Here is an 18,781-nt window from a genome sequence, read left to right on the forward strand (position 1 = left end):
CGTATCGCTGACTCAGGTCACCCGGCCGAACAGGTCGCCGTGTGCCACGCCCTGCTCCATGGCAAGCAGGAAGCGCTTCGCCGGCAGGCCACCACCGAAACCGGTGAGGCTGCCATCGGTGCCGATCACGCGGTGGCAGGGCAGCACGATCGGCAACGGATTGCGCCCGTTGGCGGCACCCACCGCGCGGACCGCCTGCGGCTGGCCGATGCGCCGCGCCAGTTCGCCGTAGCTGATGGTGGCGCCGTAGGGTATTCGCGCCAGTTCCTGCCACACGGCCAACTGGAATGGCGTGCCGAGCGGATGCAGCGGCAGCTCGAACACCTGCCGCGTGCCGGCGAAATACTGCTCCAGCTGTTCGCGCGCAAAGCCGAGCGCACGTGGCGAGTGCACCCAGGAGGGCTCCGGTTCGCGCCGGTGGCGGCCGGTTTCGAACCAGACCCCGCGCAGGCCCTGTTCGTCGGCGACGAGGCGGAGCTTGCCGATCGGGGTTGGCAGGTTGTCGTACCAGACACGGGTCACGGGTCTTGCTCGTTGCACTGGCGGGCGTAGCGGCTCTGGGGCTGCGGACCTGCGCTCGGGGACAACGGTGGTTGGCTGAGGTGCCCATGCACGGGGTGGTTGGATTTCCTCCGGCCGCCCGCCGCGAGCGCAGCGCAGCGAAGCCGAAGGCGGGGCATGCCACTCACGCGCGCTTCCTCGAAGGTTGCGCCTGGGTCGCCACGCTGCGCCACAGATGCATGACCGCGTAGGCGCGCCAGGGGCGCCATGCTTCGGCCATGGCCGAGAGGGCGCGCGTGCTCAGTTCGCCGCCATCGCCTGCCGCCGCACGTCGCAGGATCAGGTCGGCCGCAGGGAAGGCATCCGGGTGGCTCAACGCACGCATCGCCATGTACTGCGCGGTCCATTCGCCGATGCCGGGTAGTGCCGTCCAACTCGCCACGAACGCTTCCAGCGGCTGTCCGGCGCGGAAATCGGCGCGGCCGTCGAGCAGGGCCCTGGCGATGCCACGGATGGTCTGTGCGCGCGCGTTGACTACGCCCACCTCGCGCAGGTCGGCGTCGACCAGTCGCTCGGGTGTCGGGAACAGCCGTGCCAGGCCAGGCAGCGCGGGCGTGGCCAGCGGTTCGCCCCATCGCTCGACGATGCGGGCGGCGAGCGTGCGCGCGGCGGCCACGCTCACCTGCTGGCCCAGCACGGCGCGCACGGCGATCTCGAAACCGTCCCATCCACCGGGCAGGCGCAGGCCCGGCCATCGGCGCAGCAACGGCGCGAGTACGCCGCCGGCGCCCAGGGTCGCGCCGATCGCCTGCGGTTCGGCGTCCAAGTCGAACATGCGCCGCAGCCGCGTCACCACCGACAGCATCCGGTCCGGCTGCGGGCAGTGCAGTTCCAGCCTGAGTGCATGCTCGCCGCCAGGCCAGGCCGACAGGCGCAACCAGCCGGGCGATCCGGCTGGCCCGAACACGCGCGCGTAGGCATGCCCCTCCACTTGCTCGATGCCGGGCAGGGCGCGCGTGCGCAGGAAATCCAGCACGCCGTCGAAGTCATACGGCGGCCGATAACCCAGCCGGAGCACCAGTGCGTCGCCGGCCTCCAGCGTGCGTGGCTGGCGGCGAAGATCGCGGGGTGCGATGCGGTTGGCTTGCGCGAACGCCGCGTTGAAGCGGCGCAGGCTGCCGAAGCCCGCGGCCAGCGCCACCTCGGTCACCGGCAGGGTGGTTTCGGTCAGCAACTGCTTGGCGAACAGCAGCCGGCGCGTCGTGTGCACGGCGAGCGGCGGTGCGCCCAGGTGCTCGACGAACAGCCGCCGCAACTGCCGCCCGCCCACGCCCACGCGGGTGGCCACTGCGCCGAGCGATGCCTCAGACAGCGCCCCGTCCTCGATGATCTCCAGCGCGCGCGCCACCACGTGTTCGCCGCGACGCCATGCCGGATGGCCCGGCGCGAGCTCGGGCCGACAGCGCAGGCAGGGGCGGAAGCCATCGGCCTCGGCCGCCGCGGCGTTGGCGTAGTAGCGCACGTTCGACGGCTTGGGCGGCGGTGCGGGGCAGACCGGGCGGCAGTAGATGCGCGTGCTGGTCACCGCGGTGAAGAACAGCCCGTCGAAGCGCGCATCGCGGCTCAGGCGCGCCTGTTCGCAGACGTGGTGGTCGGGCAGGTTGGCTTGCGGTGTGGGCATGCAACGGAGGCTAGCACCCACCCGGGCGCAACACTCGCCGCTTTCGGACATCAATGAGAAGCGGCGGTGAGGGCTCGGGCCGCCGCTAATCCAGCAGGAACGGCTTCAGCGTGCTCCAGGCGTTGTCCAGCATGCGCTCGCCGGCGGCGGCCGTCGGGTGGACGCCGTCGTCGAGTAGCAACGACGGCTGGTCGGACACGCCGGCCATCAGCGAGGGAAGCAGCACGACGTTCTGTTCGCCTGCTACCTGCCGATAGACGGCGCTCAGCCGCGCACCGCAATGAGCATGGTCCAGCTTGGGTGGAATCTCGAAACCGAGCACGGCCACTCGTGCACCAGCGTCCCTGGCCATATCGATCAGACGGACAAGGTCCCGATGCAGTTGCGCTTCGCTGGCGCCGAGGAAGGCATCGTTGCCGCCAAGCTCAAGGATGACCGCATCGGGGTGATGCGCTGCCAGCAAGCCAGGCAATTCCGCCAGTGCATCGGCCATCGACTTGCCGGCACGGCTGGCATTGATTATCACCGGTGGCGTTGCACTGGCGAGCTTCAGCCGGTCCTGCAGGCGCTGGACCCAACCGGATTCGACCGGAATACGGTGAGCAGAGCTGAGACTGTCGCCCACCAGCAGCACGGTTCGCGGTGGGGCCGCTGCCAGCGCCATGGTCACTGGAAGCGAGGCAATGAGAAGGGTGGCAAACAGTATCTTGATCAGTCGCATGGGCATACCTCGGGCGTGAGGGGAGTGCGGCGGCCGGCTCGGCCTCCGGGGAACGTGGTGCGGTGGAAGCGGGGCAGGCCCGCGCCGGTCAGGTCGCGATTTGCCGCGGCCAGCGCCAGGCGTACCAGGCGATGCCCAGTTGCAGCGCGATCTCGACGCAACTCATGAACACGTAGAAGACCCAGGCGCCCGGGAGCGTGGCGAGGATGATCGCGGTCAGCGCGATGCTGATCAGCAGGTTGAGCCAGCGTGCGACCGTCGCCGGCAAGGCGAGCGAAAGGAAGATCATCACCGCCGGCACGGCCACGAGTACGGACACGGCCACCAGCGAGCCCTGGCTCGTCGGGCCCAGCGGGCCGATGCCATCGAGAATGTCCTTGAGGTTGCCGGGCCGGTACAGGCCCCAGAAATCGCCATAGATGTAGCAGGACATGATGGCTGCCCACAGCGCGGACAGCTTGAATCTCACATGGACCTTGAGGTCTTCCAGGCGGGTACGGGCCATCGGTTGCTCCGTGTCGAGGGATGGGCCTGGCGGGGCCCGGTCGGGTGTGCTCAGCGGCAAACGGCGTCGAGGTGCCTCGGTAGGACGCCACTTGTGGGCGATGCTCCTTCTCCGCTGCGCACAAGAGACATCGCCCACAAGTGGGCTCCTACAAGAAAACGGGGCCTGCGGAGGTGCTCGGTTCCCGCCTTGGGGCTGGATGCGGATCGCGGGTGCGCCGGCCAGTGGAGCGCGGGCTTTTCAGGAGTTGTCGGAGCAGTCGGAGTCGTCGCCGTCGATGATCCCGGCAAAAGGCTTGAACGCGGGCAACGAGTCGGCGAGGCGGTTCTGCGCGGCGCGGATCTGGCCGATGTCCAGGCAGATCTTGTTGGCCTCTTCGTCGACCCGCCGGGTCGCGGTGTCGAACTTCGCGTCGGCCTGTTCGCCGTCGCTGCCGGTGACGTGCGCCGCCGCCTTCTTCAGCGATTGCACCGCCACCGCGGCGCCCGCCTTGCCAGTGGCCACGCCGTGTTCGCGTACGGCGCGGGCACCCCGGTAGTACTGCTGGAGCAGTTGCCGCTGCGTGGCATCGACCGCCACATCGTGCCCGTCGATCACCAACCGGCCGGTGGCGTCGAGGAGAGCGTCGCTGTCGCCGGCGCCGTGAAGCGTGACCTTGTCACCGAGGACCACGATGCCGCCATTGGCAATGGTGGTGGTATCGAGCCCGTTGCCGCAGCCGGCCAGGATGAGGCCGGCTGCAAGGGCAAGGGCGAAGCGGGAGTGACGAGAGAACATTCCTTGGCCTCCTGGAGAATCGGTCAGTTTTCGTCGCGCCCGCAGTCGTCGACGTCTTTCTGCGTCAGGGTCGCGTACGGGCGGAACTGCGGCATCGCCGCGGCCAGCTTCTGCTGCGAGGCCAGCAGGCCCGGCAGGTCCTGGCAGAGCCGCATGGCGGCGACTTTGATCTGCTCTGCCTGCGGCTTGATGCTTGCCTCGAGCTCCTTGTCGCTTTTCCCGGCAAGCGCGCCCCAGATCGCTTCCCTGGCGGCCCGGGTGCCGAGATTGGCTCCGTGTTCGCCTATGTCCATGCCGGCCTCGGCAATGCCAACGACCTGCTGGCGGTAATCGAGCAGCAGGGTGTGCTGCTCCGGCGTCGCGTCTATCGTCCGGCCGGCGATCACCAGATCCCCCTGCGGCGTGATCGCCGCACGGGGGAGGGCGTCGTTGTCGCCGTGCTGGCCACGACCTACGTGCATGCGGCCGATGTCGATGTCCTTGGTCGCCAGCTCGCGCTTGGCCTGTTCGATCCCCTCGTGAATCGAGGCCGAGATCAACGATGGAGAGGTCTGTTTGTCGACCTCCTTCATTGCCTGTGTCCCGTTGCCGCCGGCGTTGGACCCGGAAGAGCCACACCCGGCCAGGAGCAGAACCAGTGCAACGGCGGCGGGGGTGATCGTGCGGATCTTCATGGATCGTCCCTTGGTCGGATGTGGCTTTCGGACTTGCATCGCGGTCGCGGGCTTCCCGCGATCAGCCTTCGTCGCGCCAGCGGCGGAACCAGATGGCCGCGGCGATGAGCGCCGCACCCGCCGCCACGCCGATCCACAGATTGATCGAGCCGAGCAGCTGGTAGGTGTTGCCGAGGTTCATGAAATCCAGGTTGTTGCTGCCCGTGTGGATCAGGTCGTCGCTGGCGATCAGGCTGGCGCCGGGGAACGCGCTGAACAGGGCGCGGGCCACGATGTTCTGCCAGAACCAGCCCGCCGGCAGGTTGAACAGGCCCATGATGCCGAACCAGGTGACCAGCAGCCCGGTGGCGACCGGCAGGGCGATGGCCCACAGGAACGGCTTGGTGCGGGCCCAGGCCGAGCATGCCAGCAGCCAGCCGACCGAGGGCAGGGCCCACAGCAGGTACAGCGGGATGTGGCCGATCATGTTGAGCGTGACGCGCACCGGATGCGCAAGCATCAGCAGCTGCCACACGTTGATGCCGTGGAAGGACAAGGTGATCGCCACCATCAACAGTTGCAGGATGCCCGCCGCGATGCCGGCCACCGTGGCGATCACCGGCGCCACGACGGTGGCGCTGACGACCTTGGACAGGACCGTCTCGGTGTCCGACAGCGGCAACGATTTCCAGAACAGGATGCTGCGGTCACGCCGCTCATCGTAGATGGCGCCCAGGCAGTAGAAGAACACCACGAAGCCCAGCACCACGAAGATCAACGCCATCGAGGAGTACATGGCCATGTCCAGCGCCATGCCCACCTGGCTCATGTCGCCCGCGTCCATCTGCGAGATGACGTTCTGCAGCTTGCCGCTGGCACCGATGCTGATGCCGTGGCGGGCGCCGATCACCTCGGCGGTGATGATGCCCATCAGGTTCAGCAGCAGGAAGATGCCGCCGGTGACCAGCGGCGCCCACAGGAAGCCGCCGCGGTGTTCCCAGAACTCGCGCTTGACGAGCCAGTACATCTGGTTGCCAGCAAGGGTTTTCATGCGTAGGTCCCTTTCATGGTGGCGACGAACAGGTCGCTGACGGACGGCCGGCGGATTTCGCCCAATGCCTCGAGTGTCGGACGGTCGGCGCCGTCGAACAGGAAGATGCTCTTGCCGAAGACCTGGCGTTCGTCGATCGGCTGCAGTGCGCGGGCGGCAGCGGCCTTGTCGGCGCTGACCATCACTTCGGCGAAGCGCTCGCCGACGGCGTCCATGTCGGTGTCCAGCACGATCTTGCCGTCGCGGATGAACATCAGGTCGGTGAGGATGTGCTCGATCTCTTCCACCTGGTGGGTGGTGACGATGATCGTCTTGTTCTCGTCGAAGTAATCCTCCAGCAGGCTCTGGTAGAACTGCTTGCGGTAGAGGATGTCCAGGCCGAGCGTGGGTTCGTCCAGCACCAGCAGGCGGGCATCGATGGCCATCACCAGGGCCAGGTGCAACTGCACGATCATGCCCTTGGACATCTGCCGCACGCGCTGGTCTGGCGTGAGCTTGGTGCGCTTGAGGAAACCCTCGCACTTGGCGCGGTCGAAGCGCGGGTGCACGTGGGCGACGAAGTCGATCGCCTCGCGCACGCGGATCCAGCGCGGCAGCACCGCGACGTCGGCGATGAAGCAGACCTGTTCCATCAGCTTGTCGCGCTGGGTGCGCGGGTCGTAGCCCAGCACGTTCAGCTCGCCCTCGAAGGAGGTCAGGCCCAGCATGGCCTTGAGCGCCGTCGTCTTGCCAGCGCCGTTGGGACCGATCAGGCCCACGATCCGGCCGGACTGGATCTCGAAATTCACGCTGTCCAGCGCCGTGGCGTTCTTGTAGCGCTTGCTCAGGTTTCGCGCGGTGACGATGGCGCTCATGACTGCGATTCCGTGTTGGCCGGCGCTTCGCGCATCAGCGTTTTGAGATCCAGCCCCAGGCGCTGCAGGCGCGCGAACAGGGCCGGCCATTCCTCGCGCAGGAAGCGCTCGCGCTCGGATTTCAACAAGGCCTCGCGGGCCCCATCAGTGACGAACATGCCCAGCCCTCTCCTTTTCTCGACCAGTTGATCGTCGACCAGCTCCTGGTACGCCTTGGACACGGTCAGCGGGTTGATCTGGAAATCCGCTGCCACCTGGCGCACCGACGGCAGCGGGTCGCCTTCGTTCAAGGCGCCATCCAGGATCATCGCCACCACGCGCTCGCGCAGCTGGCGGTAGATCGGGACGCTGTCGTTCCAGGTGATGGTCATACGTTATTCCTTGCTGGCACGGGCGATCTGGGTGCCGAACGAATAGTAGGGCATGGCCAACTGCGTCCCGAGCAGGGTTGCGCCCGCTTCGGCCTGCGTACTCAGCGTCGGCGCCAGGGTGGCGCTGGTGATGTCGGAGCCTTCCAGCAGGGCGGCGGCACGCAGGTCGCTCGCGCTCGGGCTGACTTCGACCGGGGCCAGGTTGACCACGCGGATGCCGTTGATTTCGGAAACCGGCGCGGTGCGCACCGGGTTGTTCAGGGTGGCCAGGCTCGTCGCGGTAATCAGCGTGGCGGCGGCCAGGGCGATCAGGTTCTGCGCTTTCATGGCGGGTCTCCTAGTGACCTCGTGGACCGGTGTTGTAGTGAACTATAACACCATCCTGAAAAGGGTCAACAGGCAACAGGCCATGACTGATGGCCTATGCCATGGTTTTCTTGAAAATCAGTCGGTTATGCGTTGTCCCGCTGGAGCGAGTCTGCGCAGGAGCCGCGCGCGCCTGCAGGAGCCCACTTGTGGGCGAATGCTCCTGCGCCGGTGCGCCCAGAGTGCATCGCCCACAAGTGGGCTCCTACAAGACGTCTCGTGGGCGACGAAAAGTGGCCCGAAAGCCCCCGCGACTTACTTGCTCGCCGGATACACCTGCTTACCACCTACCCAGGTGCCCAACACTTTGGTCTTCCAGAGGTCCTGCGGGTTGATCGCGAAGATGTCCCGGTCCACCAGAATGAAGTCGGCGTACTTGCCCGGCTCCAGCGAGCCCTGGGTCTTCTCCGCGTGGCCGGCGTAGGCCGCGCTCAGGGTAAACGCGCGCAGCGCCTCGACCAGGCTCAGTTTCTGGTCGGGATACCAGCCGCCCGGCGGCTGGTTCTGGTGGTTCTGCCGGGTAACCGCCGCATGCAGGCCGAAGAACGGGTTGGGTGACTCGACCGGGAAGTCCGAGCCGAAGGCGACCACCGTGCCCTGCTTGAGGAAGCGCCGCCACGCGTAGGCGCCCTCGATGCGTTCGTGGCCCACGCGGTCCTCGGCCATGTTCATGTCAGAGGTGGCGTGCGTGGGCTGCATCGAGGCGATGAGGTTCAGCGGGACAAAGCGCGGAATGTCCTTGAGCGAGACGATCTGCGCGTGCTCGACGCGGTTGCGGAAGGCCTTGGCATCCGGATGGACCTTGTAGGCGGCGGCGAAGCCGTCCAGCACCTCGCGATTGGCCGCATCGCCGATCGCATGGATGTTGACCTGGTAACCCTTGGCGAAGGCCTTCTCGATCTTCGACGCCATCGTGCCCGGGCTCATGAACAGCAGGCCGTGGTTGTGCGGGTCGTCGGAGTAGGGCGCGAGCATGGCCGCGCCGCGGCTGCCGAGCGCGCCGTCGGCGAACAGCTTGACCGAGTGCACGGTGAGGTAGCCATCGCCGTAGCCGTCCAGCGGAGCGCCGGCGGTGATCGTGTCGAAGGCATCGCCGGTGTCGCGGATCATCGCGTAGATGCGCGCGGTGAGCCTGTGTTCGTCGGCATAGCGCTTGTAGAGGCGGTAGTTGGGCAGGTCGATGCCGGCGTCGTCCACGCCGGTCAGTCCTACGCGCGCCATCTCCGCCAAGGCGGTGTCGAGCGCGGTGGCGCGTTCCTTGTCGGTAGGTTCGGGAACGACCGCGCCGACCAGCGCGGTGGCGCCGTCGACGAATACGCCGGTGGGATTGCCCTGGGCGTCGCGTTCGATGCGGCCGCCGGGCGGATCCTTGGTGTCGCGGGTGATGCCGGCCAGCTTCATCGCCGCGGTGTTGGCCCAGGCGGCATGGCCGTCGACGCGGCTGAGCCACACCGGGCGGTCGGACACCACCGCATCCAGTTCCCTGGCGGTGGGAAAGCGGCCGAGTTTCCAGATGACCTGGTTCCAGCCGCCACCGACGATCCAGCGGGCGTCCGGATGAGCCTTGGCGTAATCCTTGACGCGGGCGAGCGCTTCATCGAGCGATTGCGTTCCGGTCAGGTCGGCCTGGGTGAGTGCGTAGCCCAGCTCCAGCACATGGCCGTGGGCGTCGATCAGGCCCGGCAGCAGGGTCTTGCCATGGCCGTCGACCACCCTGGCGTCGCCTGCGCGCCTGGCCAGCGCGCTGTCGGTGCCGGTGGCGACCACTTTGCCCTCGTCCACCAGCAGGGCGTCGAAGCGCTGCAGCTTGCCCTGGCTGTCCAGGGTGTAGCCCTTGACGTTGTGCACGTACAGATCGGCGGCCTGCAGCGTCGGCGCGGCGGCCAGCAGGGCGAGCAGGGACAGACGCAGGGTGCGGTTCATGCGCGCGGATTCCTGTGCGGGAAAGCCCCAGTGTGTCGGGCCTTGCTGGCTTTTTCCACCATGAAGCACATAGGAAGACCGTTCGCCCCGAGCATGGGCTGGCGCCGAAGTCGAAGGGCCCGCGGGGAGGCTTCGACTCCGGCCTGCGGCCTGCGCTCCGCACGAACGGCTGGTGGTAGCGTGCGGCGCTCGTGCCCTTGTGGGGTTTACGCCGCCTTGGGCAGCAGCGTCCCGATGGCTTCCTTCGCGGCCGCCAGCGCCTGGTCCTTGTGCGCGGCACTGACCGCCACACCTTCGGCGCGCACGAATTCCACGTCGGTGATGCCCAGGAAACCCAACACCGCGCGCAGGTAGTTCTCCTGGAAATCCATCGCCGCGCCGCCCGTGCCTTCGCCATAGAACCCGCCGCGGCTGGAAGCCACGATCACCCGCTTGCCGCCGGCCAGGCCCTCGGGGCCGTTGGCGGTGTAGCGGAAGGTCTTGCCGGCCACCGCGATGCGGTCGATCCAGGCCTTGAGCGTGCTGGGAATGCCGAAGTTGTACATCGGCGCGCCGAGCACGATGACGTCGGCGGCGAGGAACTCGTCCATCATCTCGTCGCCCAACAGCGCGGCCGGATCCCCGGCATCGGCCACCGGCGCCCAGTGCGGCAGTGGCTGGGCCGCCAGGTCGCGATAGCGGGTGGAGGCGTCGGGGCGATCACGCTTGACCCGGGCCACGATGTCCGCGGTGAGGCCGCGCGAGACCGAATGCTGGCCCAGGGCGCTCGAATCGATGTGCAGCAGTTTCATGGCGTGACTCCAATCGAAGGCCGGGCGTTCCGGCGATGGAGTAACGATACTTTCGCAACAATGGTCTGATAAGTCGGCTAATATCGAACTTATCGTTTCTCAAAGGAAACAACTGGCATGACCCTCGACGGCACGCTGCAGGACCTCAACGACCTCTACTTCTTCGCCATGGTGGTCGAGCACAACGGCTTCTCGGCGGCCGGCCGTGCACTGGGTATCCCGAAGTCGCGCCTGAGCAAGCGGGTGTCGCAACTGGAGGAGCGCCTGGGCGTGCGCCTGCTGCAACGGACCACCCGGCGCTTCGTGGTCACCGAAGTGGGCGAGCGCTTCTATGCCCATTGCCGCGCGGTATTGGAGGAAGCCCGCGCGGCGCAGGAGGCGGTCGACGAGCTGCGCGCCGAGCCGCGCGGCGTGGTGCGGCTGAGCTGCCCGGTCTCGCTGGCGCAGACGGTGGTGGCGCACGTACTGCCGGACTTTCTGGCGCAGTACCCCAAGGTGCAGGTGCGCGTGCTCTCCAGCAACCGGCGCGTGGACGTGGTGGGCGAGGGTTACGACATCGCCATCCGCGTTCGCAGCAAGCTCGACAGCGACGCCAACCTGGTGATGCGCACGTTCGGCCTGTCGCGTGTGCTGGCGGTGGCCAGCCCCGGGTTGCTCGATCGCGTGGGGCGGCCCACGACGCCGGCGGGCCTGTCCGCGCTGCCTGCGCTCACCATGCTCGAACACGAGGGCGCGCAGGTGTGGGAGCTGATCGACGCGCACGGCGAGCGCGCCTCGGTGGAGATGACTGCACGCCTGGTCACCGGCGAGTTCGCGCTGCTGCTGGAAGCGGCCCGCCGTGGCCTCGGCGTGGCGCTGCTGCCGGAGTTCGTCTGCGCACCGGCCATCACGCGAGGCGACCTCGAAGTCGTCCTGCCCGACTGGAGCGCGCCGGAAGGCACCATGCACTTCGTCTATCCCAGCCGCCGCGGCATGCTGCCCGGCGTGCGTGCGCTGGTCGACTTCCTGGCCGAGCGCCTGCCCGAGGCGACGCGCCAGAAGCACGAGCAGTGCCGCAAGCGCCCGCTTGATCCGCTCGACAGGCCGCGCGCATGAGCCGTGCTAGGCTTGCCGTTTGGCCTTCCATACATCCACGCGCATGAATATCGATACCAAGCTGCCCAAGGTCGGTACCACCATCTTCAGCGTGATGAGCCAGCTCGCGCTGGATCACCAGGCGGTGAACCTGGGCCAGGGCTTTCCGGATTTCGAGCCGCCGCAATCATTGCGCGACGCGCTGGCGCGCGCGATGGCCGAGGGCAGGAACCAGTACGCGCCGGGGATCGGCACCGCGCCGCTGCGCGAGCAGATCGCGATCAAGACCCAGCGGCTGTACGGGCGGCGTGTCGACCCGGCCACCGAGATCACCGTGACCTCCGGTGCCACCGAGGCGCTTTTCGCGGCGATCGCGGCGACCGTGCGCGCGGGCGAGGAAGTGATCGTCTTCGATCCCGCCTACGATTCCTACGAGCCGGCGATCGAACTGCAGGGTGCGCACGCAGTGCACATCCCGCTGACCGTGCCGAGCTTCGCCATCGACTGGCAGCGCGTGCGCGACGCGATCACGCCCAGGACCCGGATGATCCTCATCAACAGTCCGCACAATCCTTCGGGTGCGGTGTTGTCCGCGGACGATCTGGACACCCTGGCCGAGATCACCCGCGACACCGGCATCCTCGTGCTCTCCGACGAGGTCTACGAGCACATCGTGTACGACGGCGCGCGGCACGAGAGCGTGCTGCGCCATCCGGAGCTGGCCGAACGCAGCATCGTGGTATCCAGCTTCGGCAAGACCTACCACTGCACCGGCTGGAAGGTCGGCTACGCGGTGGCTCCGGCTGCGCTGTCGGCCGAGTTCCGCAAGGTGCATCAGTACCTGACCTTCTGCACGTTCCATCCGGCGCAGGTCGCGTTTGCCGAAATCATGGCGAAAGACCCGGCGCATTACCTGGAACTGCCGGACTTCTACCAGGCCAAGCGCGACCGCTTCCGCGCGCTGCTGGCGCCCTCGCGCTTCAGGCTGCTGGACGTGCCGGGCGGCTATTTCCAGCTGGTCGACTACTCGGCCATCCGCGACGAGGACGACCTCGCCTTCGCGCGCTGGCTGGTGGAGCAGGGCGGCGTGGCGGGGATCCCGTTGACGCCGTTCTACGAGAAGCCGCCGGGCACGCGCCTGCTGCGCCTTTGCTTCGCCAAGAGCGACGCCACCATGGCCGCGGCCGCGGAGCGCCTATGCCGCCTCTGAGCATGCAGCCGCTGACCGTCAGCCTGGTCCAGGGCGACACGCGCTGGCACGACGCGCCGGCCAATCGCGAGTACTACGGCGCGCTGGTGCGCCAGGCCCGGGGCAGCGACCTGATCGTGCTCCCGGAGACCTTCCTGTCCGGCTTCAGCAACGACACCCGCGTCAGCGCCGGCACCATGGACGGCGAAGGCGTGACCTGGCTGCGTGATCTGGCCAGCGAAGTGGATGCGGTGATCTGCGGCAGCCTGGCCATCATCGAGGGCGGCACGGTCTACAACCGCCTGTTCTGGATGCGACCGGACGGCAGCCACGCGCAGTACGACAAGCGCCACCTGTTCCGCATGGCGGGCGAGCACACCCGTTACGGCGGCGGCCGGGAACGGCTGGTGGTGGAGCTCAAAGGTTGGCGCATCCTGCCGCAGGTCTGCTACGACCTGCGCTTCCCGGTCTGGTTGCGCAACCGCCGGCTGGAGAGCGCCGCCGGCGGCATGGACTACGACCTGGCACTGTTCGTCGCCAACTGGCCGGCACCGCGCCGGCAACCCTGGCGCACGCTGCTACGCGCACGGGCCATCGAGAACCTGGCCTGCGTGGTGGGCGTCAACCGCGTGGGCGTGGACGGCAACGACTTGCCCTACGCGGGCGACAGTGCGGTGATCGACCCGGTCGGCGAGCCGATGATAGAACTCGGCGCGCAGGAGCAAGTCGCCACCGTGCGCCTGGATCCGGCTCCCTTGCTGGCGTATCGCGAGCGGTTCCCCGCCTGGATGGATGCCGACGAGTTCTCGTTGGGTCCGATGTGATCGAACCCCGCCGCGTGCGGCGGGGTCTTCAGTGCATTCGCACTTTCGGAATTGCGCATCCGGCAACGTAGGCGTCGCTTTGCAGAGGCATAGGCAGAGCCGGAGTTTCATGTGGGCCACGTCCCACGGGGAGCGGGGCCGGTATCCCACACCGACGAAGGCGCTCCCGGCGTCTTGACCATTTTGCACGGCAAAACAATGCGTTTGCCGTGCATTCGGCGGGATGCGTGCAGGTCGCTGAAGCGCAAGTTGGCGCGCTGCCGAAGGTCTCGTCACCGATTGACCCGCCGCCATTTGCACGTAGCCTTGACGCCGCTCCCCGGGGCTCGCCGCCTGCAGGGCGGACTGACCCACGACGCGGGGCATCCTGGCAAGCGGAAGGACCCGGAACAGGGGGCCCGCACCGGCTTCACCAACTCGCACACCCGCCCGGTCCGCTCTCGCCGGGGCGCGGCGGCGTGCGTGAAAAACGGGAGCCCGTGTGCGTTTCCGCTCACTTGCAGCGCTACCGCCATCCGCTCGGCAGGTGCGCTGCGACACCACCTGAAAACGGAATGGAATCGCGATGAGAACTGGATCATTGAAGCGTGGCGCCCTCGCACTCGGCATCGGCTCGGCCATGCTGCTCAGCGGCTGCGCCAGCCTGGCCGCCACCAAGAAGGAGCCGATCGGCGGATCGGCCGCGGGTTCGGCCAGCGCCGGTGCCAACGCTACCCTGGAGCATTGCGCCAGGCCGCTCGGCACGCTGGCGGTCGAGGAGGACACCAGCCAGGACTGGTTCGCCATCCTGACCACCCAGTACCACCTGCCGGCCACCACGCCGTTGATCCGCCTGATGATCCAGCAGAGCAACTGTTTCGTGGTGGTGGACCGTGGCCACGCGATGAGTTCGATGATGCAGGAACGCGGGCTGGCCGACTCGGGCGAACTGCGTGGCCGAAGCAACATGGGCAAGGGCCAGATGGTTGCGGCCGATTACGTGGTTACGCCCACCATCCAGTTCGCCGAGAACACCGGGGGCGGCGGCGCCGCGCTTGCGGGCGTCGTACCGTATGGAGCGCTCATCGGCGCGATTGCCGGTTCCATCAAGCACCGCGAGGCTTCGACCACCCTGCTGCTCACGGATGTGCGCTCGGGCGTGCAGGTCGCCGCGGCGCAGGGTAGCGCCAGCAAGAACGATTTCGGCTTCGGCGGGCTGGGAATCGGCGGCTCCGCCGGGGCAGGCGCGGGCGATTACAGCAAGACCCCGCAGGGCCGGCTCATCGCCAGCGCGTTCATGCATTCCTACAACGAGATGGTGCGTGCGGTCCGTCATTACGCGCCGCAGAAGGTGGCGGGCGGTCTGGGTACCGGTGGCAGTCTGGGTGTCGATGGCGCGTCCGGGACGCAAGCGGAAGGCTTTTCGCTTTCCGAAGCCCAGCGGCGGCTTGCGGCGCTGGGGCTCTACACAAGCAAGGTCGACGGCCTACCCGGTCCCGGCACCACGAAGGCGATCAGCCGCTTCCAGCAGATTCGCGGGTTGAACGTGACCGGCCGACTGGACGACGCGACGGTCGATGCGTTGAGGAACTGACGCGACGCGTTGGCCTGGTCCATCACGACGAAGCCGCCCTTGGGCGGCTTCCGTTTGCGGGCGGCCATCAGCCTGGCGCGCAAGACTCGGGCTCAAGCCTGCCTGCGGCCTTTACGGCAGGATGGCCAGGACCGCCTCCGGCGGACGTCCGATGGCGGCCTTGCCATCGGCAACGACGATGGGGCGCTCGATGAGCCTGGGGTGCGCGACCATTGCCTGGAGGATCGCTTCGTCGCCCAACGCGGCGTCGTCCAGGCCCAGCTCCTTGTATTCCGCCTCGCCGGTGCGCAGCAGCTGGCGCGGCGCCATGCCGAGCAGGCGGAGCAGGGTCTTGAGCTCGTCCACGCCGGGCGGCGTGTCCAGGTAATTCACGACTTCCGGTTCGATGCCGCGCGCCTGCAACAGCTCCAGCGTGCCGCGCGACTTCGAGCAGCGGCTGTTGTGATAGATGCGCACGCCCATCAGCGGTTGCCGTGCCGGTTGCCGCCGCGGCCACCGGGCGGACGACCGCCGCCTTGGCCCTGCGGACGGTTGCCGCGGTTCTGCGGCCGACCGCCCTGGCCGGGCGAGCCGCCCTGACGGTTGCCGCGATTGGCGCCGCCACCGCCGCCGAAGCCGGCGTAGGGACTGGCGCTGCGTGCTTCACCGCCGCGGCTGCCACCCGGCTTGCCGCCACCCGGCTTGCCACCGCGGCGATTGCCACCGGCCGGATTGCCACCGGCCGGATTGCCGCCAGCCCGGTTGCCGGACGGGCCGCGGCCGCCGCCATCGCGGCTCTCGCCGGCGAACCAGGTGCGCACCGACGGAAGCTCCTGCCCCGGTGCCACGCCGCGCTTGTTCTTGCGGCGGCCGGGGCTGGCCGGGCGCTCGGGGCGCGCGACGTTGCCGTTGACTTCCTTGCCGGGGCGCCGACGCTGCTGCTTGCCGCGCACCGGTTCCTCGCGGATGCGGTCGAATGCGCGCAGTTCGCGCGCCTCGTCGTGATAGGCGCCGCTCCAGCCGGTCTGCGCGCCACGCTCGGGGCGATATTCGGTGACGCTGCGGCTGGCGCGGCGCTGGTGAAGTACCGGGCTCAGCGTCAGCACGGGCTGGGCAGGACCCAGGCCAGCGGCCTTGCGCAGGTCCTTGATCGCCTCCTCGGAAAGCGATTCGCTCTCGCCGCGACGCAGCGTGCGCGGCAGCTCCACGCTGCCGTAGCGGATGCGCTTGAGGCGGCTGACCAGGAAGCCCTGCGAATCCCACAGGCGGCGCACCTCGCGGTTGCGGCCCTCGCGGATCACCACGCGGAACCAGCTGTGGCTGCCGCCGCGGCTGATGATGGCGATCTCGTCGAAGCGGGCCGGGCCGTCTTCCAGTTCCACGCCGGCCTTGAGTTTCTCGATCACCTCGTCCGGCACCTCGCCGTGCACGCGACAGAGATACTCGCGGCCAAGACCACTCCTGGGATGCATCAACGCGTTGGCCAGCTCGCCGTCGGTGGTGAGCAGCAGCAGGCCGGTGGTGTTGATGTCCAGGCGACCGACCGCGACCCAGCGCGCACCCTTCAGGCGCGGCAGCTGCTCGAACACGGTGGGACGGCCTTCGGGATCCTCGCGGGTGGTCACCACGCCCTCGGGCTTGTGGTAGAGCAGTACCTCGGTGTCGTCGCGGTTGTCGGTGGCAACGACGAACTGCTTGCCATCGAGTACCACGCGGTCGCCGGCGTGCACGCTGGCGCCGATGCCGGCCGGCGTGCCGTTGAGTTCGACCTCGCCACCCTGGATACGCTGCTCCAGCATGCGGCGCGAGCCGAGGCCCGCATTGGCAAGCACCTTGTGCAGGCGTTCTTCCAGGGCGGGGTTGCTGGTCTCTTCGCGCGGTTCGCGCTTGAGGGTCAAGACGGATTTCTGCGGCGCAGTCATGCGCGGTACTCCTCGGTGTCCTGCTCGGCGGCGTCTTCGTCGACGTCCGCTGGGGCTGCTGCCTCGTCGGCAGTGGCGGATGGGGTGCGCGCCTCGTCGTCCGACGCGGCGGCGGTTTCGGTGGCGTCGGCCGGTTCGGCCTCGGCGTCGGCGGGCGCAGGCGCCTCGCCGGTGGGTGTTTCGTCCTGGCTGGAGTCGTCGGTGACCTGTCCGGCTCCGGCGGCCTCGTCGGGCATGGGTCCGGCGCTTTCCTCGTCCGGATCGATCGGCAGGTCCTTGATCACCCGCGGCGGCAGCGGCTCCTGGTCGAGTCGCAGCTGCGGGTCTTCCATGTCGCGGATCTCGGACAACGGCGGCAACTCATCCAGCGATTTGAGATTGAAGTAGTCGAGGAAGGCCCGGGTGGTGCCGAACAGCGCCGGCCTGCCAGGCACGTCGCGGTGGCCGACCACGCGGATCCACTCGCGTTCCTCCAGCGTTTTGACGATGTTGGAAGAAACCACCACGCCGCGGATCTGCTCGATTTCCGGCCGGGTGATCGGCTGGCGGTAGGCGATCAGCGCGAGGGTCTCCAGCAGCGCCCGCGAGTAGCGGCTGGGCTTCTCGGTCCACATGCGCGACACCCACGGGTGCACGTCCTGGCGGACCTGGTAGCGGAAGCCGGAGGCGACTTCCCTCAGCTCCACGCCACGCCCGGCGCAATCCTCGCCCAGTGCTTCGAGCGCGCGCGCAATGGCTTCGCGGTCGACCTGGTCCTCTTCGACGAACAGCTCGCCCAGTTGCGCCACGGTAAGCGGCTGGCTGGCGGCGAGCAGGGCTGCCTCGATGATCGGTTTGAGTTGCTCGATCTGCATGGCCTGATGATTTTCGGGGGAGCCGGCGCCTTACTCGGCGGCGGCGGACACCGGCATGTCGTCCGGGAGTTCGACGCTTTCCTCGGCAAGCGAGGCCTTCGCCTTGATGTAGATCGGCGCCAGGGGTTCTTCCTGCACGATTTCCACGAGCATTTCCTTGGCCAGTTCGAGCATGGAAAGGAACGTCACCACCACGCCGAGGCGCCCTTCGCTGACGTCGAACAGGCTCTCGAAGCGGTGGAACGTGCCATCCTCGAGCCGGCTGAGCAGTTCGCCCATGCGCTGGCGCACGCTCAGCGCCTCGCGCTTGATCGCGTGGTGACCGAACAGTTCGGCGCGGTGCATCACGTCCTTGAGCGCCAGCAGCATTTCCTTCAGGTCCAGCGGCGGCGGCAGCTTGACCACGTTGCGCTCGCCGACCTCGGCATGGACCGGCACGGTGTCGCGTTCCACGCGGGGCAGGGTGTCGATGTCCTCGGCGGCCTTCTTGAAGCGCTCGTACTCCTGCAGGCGGCGTACCAGTTCGGCGCGCGGGTCGTCCTCGAGGCCTTCCTCGGCGGGCGGCCGCGGCAGCAGCAGGCGCGACTTGATCTCGCCCAGGATCGCGGCCATCAGCAGGTACTCGGCGGCCAGCTCCAGCCGCATCACGTCCCGCATCATGTCGATGTATTCCATGTATTGCCGGGTGATCTCGGCAATCGGAATGTCCAGGATGTCCAGGTTCTGGCGGCGGATCAGGTAGAGCAGCAGATCCAGCGGCCCCTCGAACGCTTCGAGAAAGACTTCCAATGCGTCCGGCGGGATGTACAGATCCTGCGGCATCTGCAGCAACGGTTCGCCACGCACGATCGCCAGCGGCATTTCCTGCTGCTGGGGGATCGACGCGAAGGCGTCTTGCGACGGTGCGGCCGGCTGCTGCGGTTCTGTGCTCATCAATGCATGTCGTGAGGGCCGCTCACGCGGCCGGCAATGCGTTCAAACCCGTCGTCTGGCCAGGCGGCGCCCGCCGGACGGTATCCCCTCGTGACCGCGGCTTCGGGCCGACGGCCAGTCAAGCTGGCTTGTGCCGGTTTCGGCGCAGCCGTCATCGCGGTATCGCGTGACGAAGCCGCGCCACGGCGGTTCGATCAAGCGAGTTCAGGCGACCACCAAGGCGTTCTCGCCAGGCATCG

General features: G+C 68.0%; 20 protein-coding genes. 4 read left to right on the top strand and 16 right to left on the bottom strand.

Annotated elements, in window-relative coordinates; all coding sequences use genetic code 11:
- Positions 1–12: 12 nt before the first annotated feature.
- The 12 genes from LQ771_RS05420 to LQ771_RS05475 all read right to left on the bottom strand — a co-directional run bounded on the left by LQ771_RS05420 (position 13) and on the right by LQ771_RS05475 (position 10,194).
- Positions 13–522, bottom strand: a complete 510-nt coding sequence (locus LQ771_RS05420) for a methylated-DNA--[protein]-cysteine S-methyltransferase (RefSeq protein ID WP_231351348.1) — start codon at positions 520–522, stop codon at positions 13–15.
- Between the two features lie 163 nt (positions 523–685).
- Positions 686–2,182, bottom strand: a complete 1,497-nt coding sequence (locus LQ771_RS05425; protein WP_231351349.1) for a DNA-3-methyladenine glycosylase 2 family protein — start codon at positions 2,180–2,182, stop codon at positions 686–688.
- An 85-nt stretch (positions 2,183–2,267) separates the two neighbouring features.
- Entirely contained in the window at positions 2,268–2,903 is a 636-nt protein-coding gene (locus LQ771_RS05430) for a GDSL-type esterase/lipase family protein (RefSeq protein ID WP_231351350.1), read from the bottom strand.
- Between the two features lie 88 nt (positions 2,904–2,991).
- A complete protein-coding gene (locus LQ771_RS05435; protein WP_231351351.1) occupies positions 2,992–3,408 on the bottom strand; it encodes a DUF6326 family protein in 417 nt (138 codons plus the stop codon).
- Between the two features lie 240 nt (positions 3,409–3,648).
- Entirely contained in the window at positions 3,649–4,185 is a 537-nt protein-coding gene (locus LQ771_RS05440; protein ID WP_231351352.1) for a DUF2884 family protein, read from the bottom strand.
- Between the two features lie 23 nt (positions 4,186–4,208).
- Positions 4,209–4,859 (bottom strand): YggN family protein, encoded by a 651-nt coding sequence (locus LQ771_RS05445; RefSeq protein WP_231351353.1) that lies wholly within the window; start codon positions 4,857–4,859, stop codon positions 4,209–4,211.
- A 61-nt stretch (positions 4,860–4,920) separates the two neighbouring features.
- Positions 4,921–5,889: an ABC-2 transporter permease gene (locus tag LQ771_RS05450; RefSeq protein ID WP_231351354.1), complete on the bottom strand. Its 969-nt coding sequence runs from the start codon at positions 5,887–5,889 to the stop codon at positions 4,921–4,923.
- Positions 5,886–6,743: an ABC transporter ATP-binding protein gene (locus LQ771_RS05455; protein WP_231351355.1), complete on the bottom strand. Its 858-nt coding sequence runs from the start codon at positions 6,741–6,743 to the stop codon at positions 5,886–5,888. Before LQ771_RS05455 ends, LQ771_RS05450 begins: the two co-directional genes overlap by 4 nt.
- Complete coding sequence (locus LQ771_RS05460; RefSeq protein WP_231351356.1) at positions 6,740–7,114, bottom strand: GntR family transcriptional regulator; 375 nt, start codon at positions 7,112–7,114, stop codon at positions 6,740–6,742. Before LQ771_RS05460 ends, LQ771_RS05455 begins: the two co-directional genes overlap by 4 nt.
- Positions 7,115–7,117: 3 nt before the next feature.
- Positions 7,118–7,441, bottom strand: coding sequence for a hypothetical protein (locus LQ771_RS05465; RefSeq protein ID WP_231351357.1), 324 nt, complete (start codon positions 7,439–7,441; stop codon positions 7,118–7,120).
- 294 nt (positions 7,442–7,735) lie between these two features.
- On the bottom strand, positions 7,736–9,403 hold the full coding sequence (locus LQ771_RS05470) for an amidohydrolase (protein WP_231351358.1): 1,668 nt from the start codon (positions 9,401–9,403) through the stop codon (positions 7,736–7,738).
- Between the two features lie 206 nt (positions 9,404–9,609).
- Positions 9,610–10,194, bottom strand: a complete 585-nt coding sequence (locus LQ771_RS05475; RefSeq protein ID WP_231351359.1) for an FMN-dependent NADH-azoreductase — start codon at positions 10,192–10,194, stop codon at positions 9,610–9,612.
- 117 nt (positions 10,195–10,311) lie between these two features.
- Here LQ771_RS05475 and LQ771_RS05480 point away from each other — a divergent pair, with 117 nt between their 5' ends.
- The 4 genes from LQ771_RS05480 (at position 10,312) to LQ771_RS05495 (ending at position 14,854) form a co-directional block, all read left to right on the top strand.
- Positions 10,312–11,289, top strand: a complete 978-nt coding sequence (locus LQ771_RS05480; RefSeq protein ID WP_231351360.1) for a LysR substrate-binding domain-containing protein — start codon at positions 10,312–10,314, stop codon at positions 11,287–11,289.
- A 43-nt stretch (positions 11,290–11,332) separates the two neighbouring features.
- A complete protein-coding gene (locus LQ771_RS05485; RefSeq protein ID WP_231351361.1) occupies positions 11,333–12,478 on the top strand; it encodes a pyridoxal phosphate-dependent aminotransferase in 1,146 nt (381 codons plus the stop codon).
- Positions 12,466–13,281, top strand: coding sequence for an amidohydrolase (locus tag LQ771_RS05490; RefSeq protein ID WP_275045648.1), 816 nt, complete (start codon positions 12,466–12,468; stop codon positions 13,279–13,281). The genes LQ771_RS05485 and LQ771_RS05490 overlap by 13 nt, the downstream gene beginning before the upstream one ends.
- 565 nt (positions 13,282–13,846) lie before the next feature.
- Positions 13,847–14,854, top strand: a complete 1,008-nt coding sequence (locus LQ771_RS05495; RefSeq protein ID WP_231351362.1) for a peptidoglycan-binding protein — start codon at positions 13,847–13,849, stop codon at positions 14,852–14,854.
- Positions 14,855–14,965: 111 nt separating this feature from the next.
- Here LQ771_RS05495 and arsC read toward each other — a convergent pair whose 3' ends face one another.
- Genes arsC through LQ771_RS05515 form a run of 4 tightly spaced genes read right to left on the bottom strand, consistent with a single transcriptional unit; the run spans position 14,966 to position 18,542 of the window.
- A complete protein-coding gene (arsC, locus tag LQ771_RS05500) occupies positions 14,966–15,316 on the bottom strand; it encodes an arsenate reductase (glutaredoxin) (RefSeq protein WP_231351363.1) in 351 nt (116 codons plus the stop codon).
- Positions 15,316–16,755, bottom strand: coding sequence for a pseudouridine synthase (locus LQ771_RS05505; RefSeq protein WP_231351364.1), 1,440 nt, complete (start codon positions 16,753–16,755; stop codon positions 15,316–15,318). Before LQ771_RS05505 ends, arsC begins: the two co-directional genes overlap by 1 nt.
- Positions 16,752–17,609 carry an SMC-Scp complex subunit ScpB gene (scpB, locus tag LQ771_RS05510; RefSeq protein WP_231351365.1) on the bottom strand — a complete coding sequence of 286 codons (858 nt, stop codon included), beginning with the start codon at positions 17,607–17,609 and terminating at the stop codon, positions 16,752–16,754. The genes LQ771_RS05505 and scpB overlap by 4 nt, the downstream gene beginning before the upstream one ends.
- A 30-nt stretch (positions 17,610–17,639) precedes the next feature.
- A complete protein-coding gene (locus LQ771_RS05515) occupies positions 17,640–18,542 on the bottom strand; it encodes a segregation and condensation protein A (RefSeq protein WP_231351366.1) in 903 nt (300 codons plus the stop codon).
- Positions 18,543–18,781 lie beyond the last annotated feature (239 nt).

Origin of the sequence: Frateuria soli, assembly GCF_021117385.1 — a bacterium.
In the GTDB taxonomy this organism is placed as follows: domain Bacteria; phylum Pseudomonadota; class Gammaproteobacteria; order Xanthomonadales; family Rhodanobacteraceae; genus Frateuria_A; species Frateuria_A soli.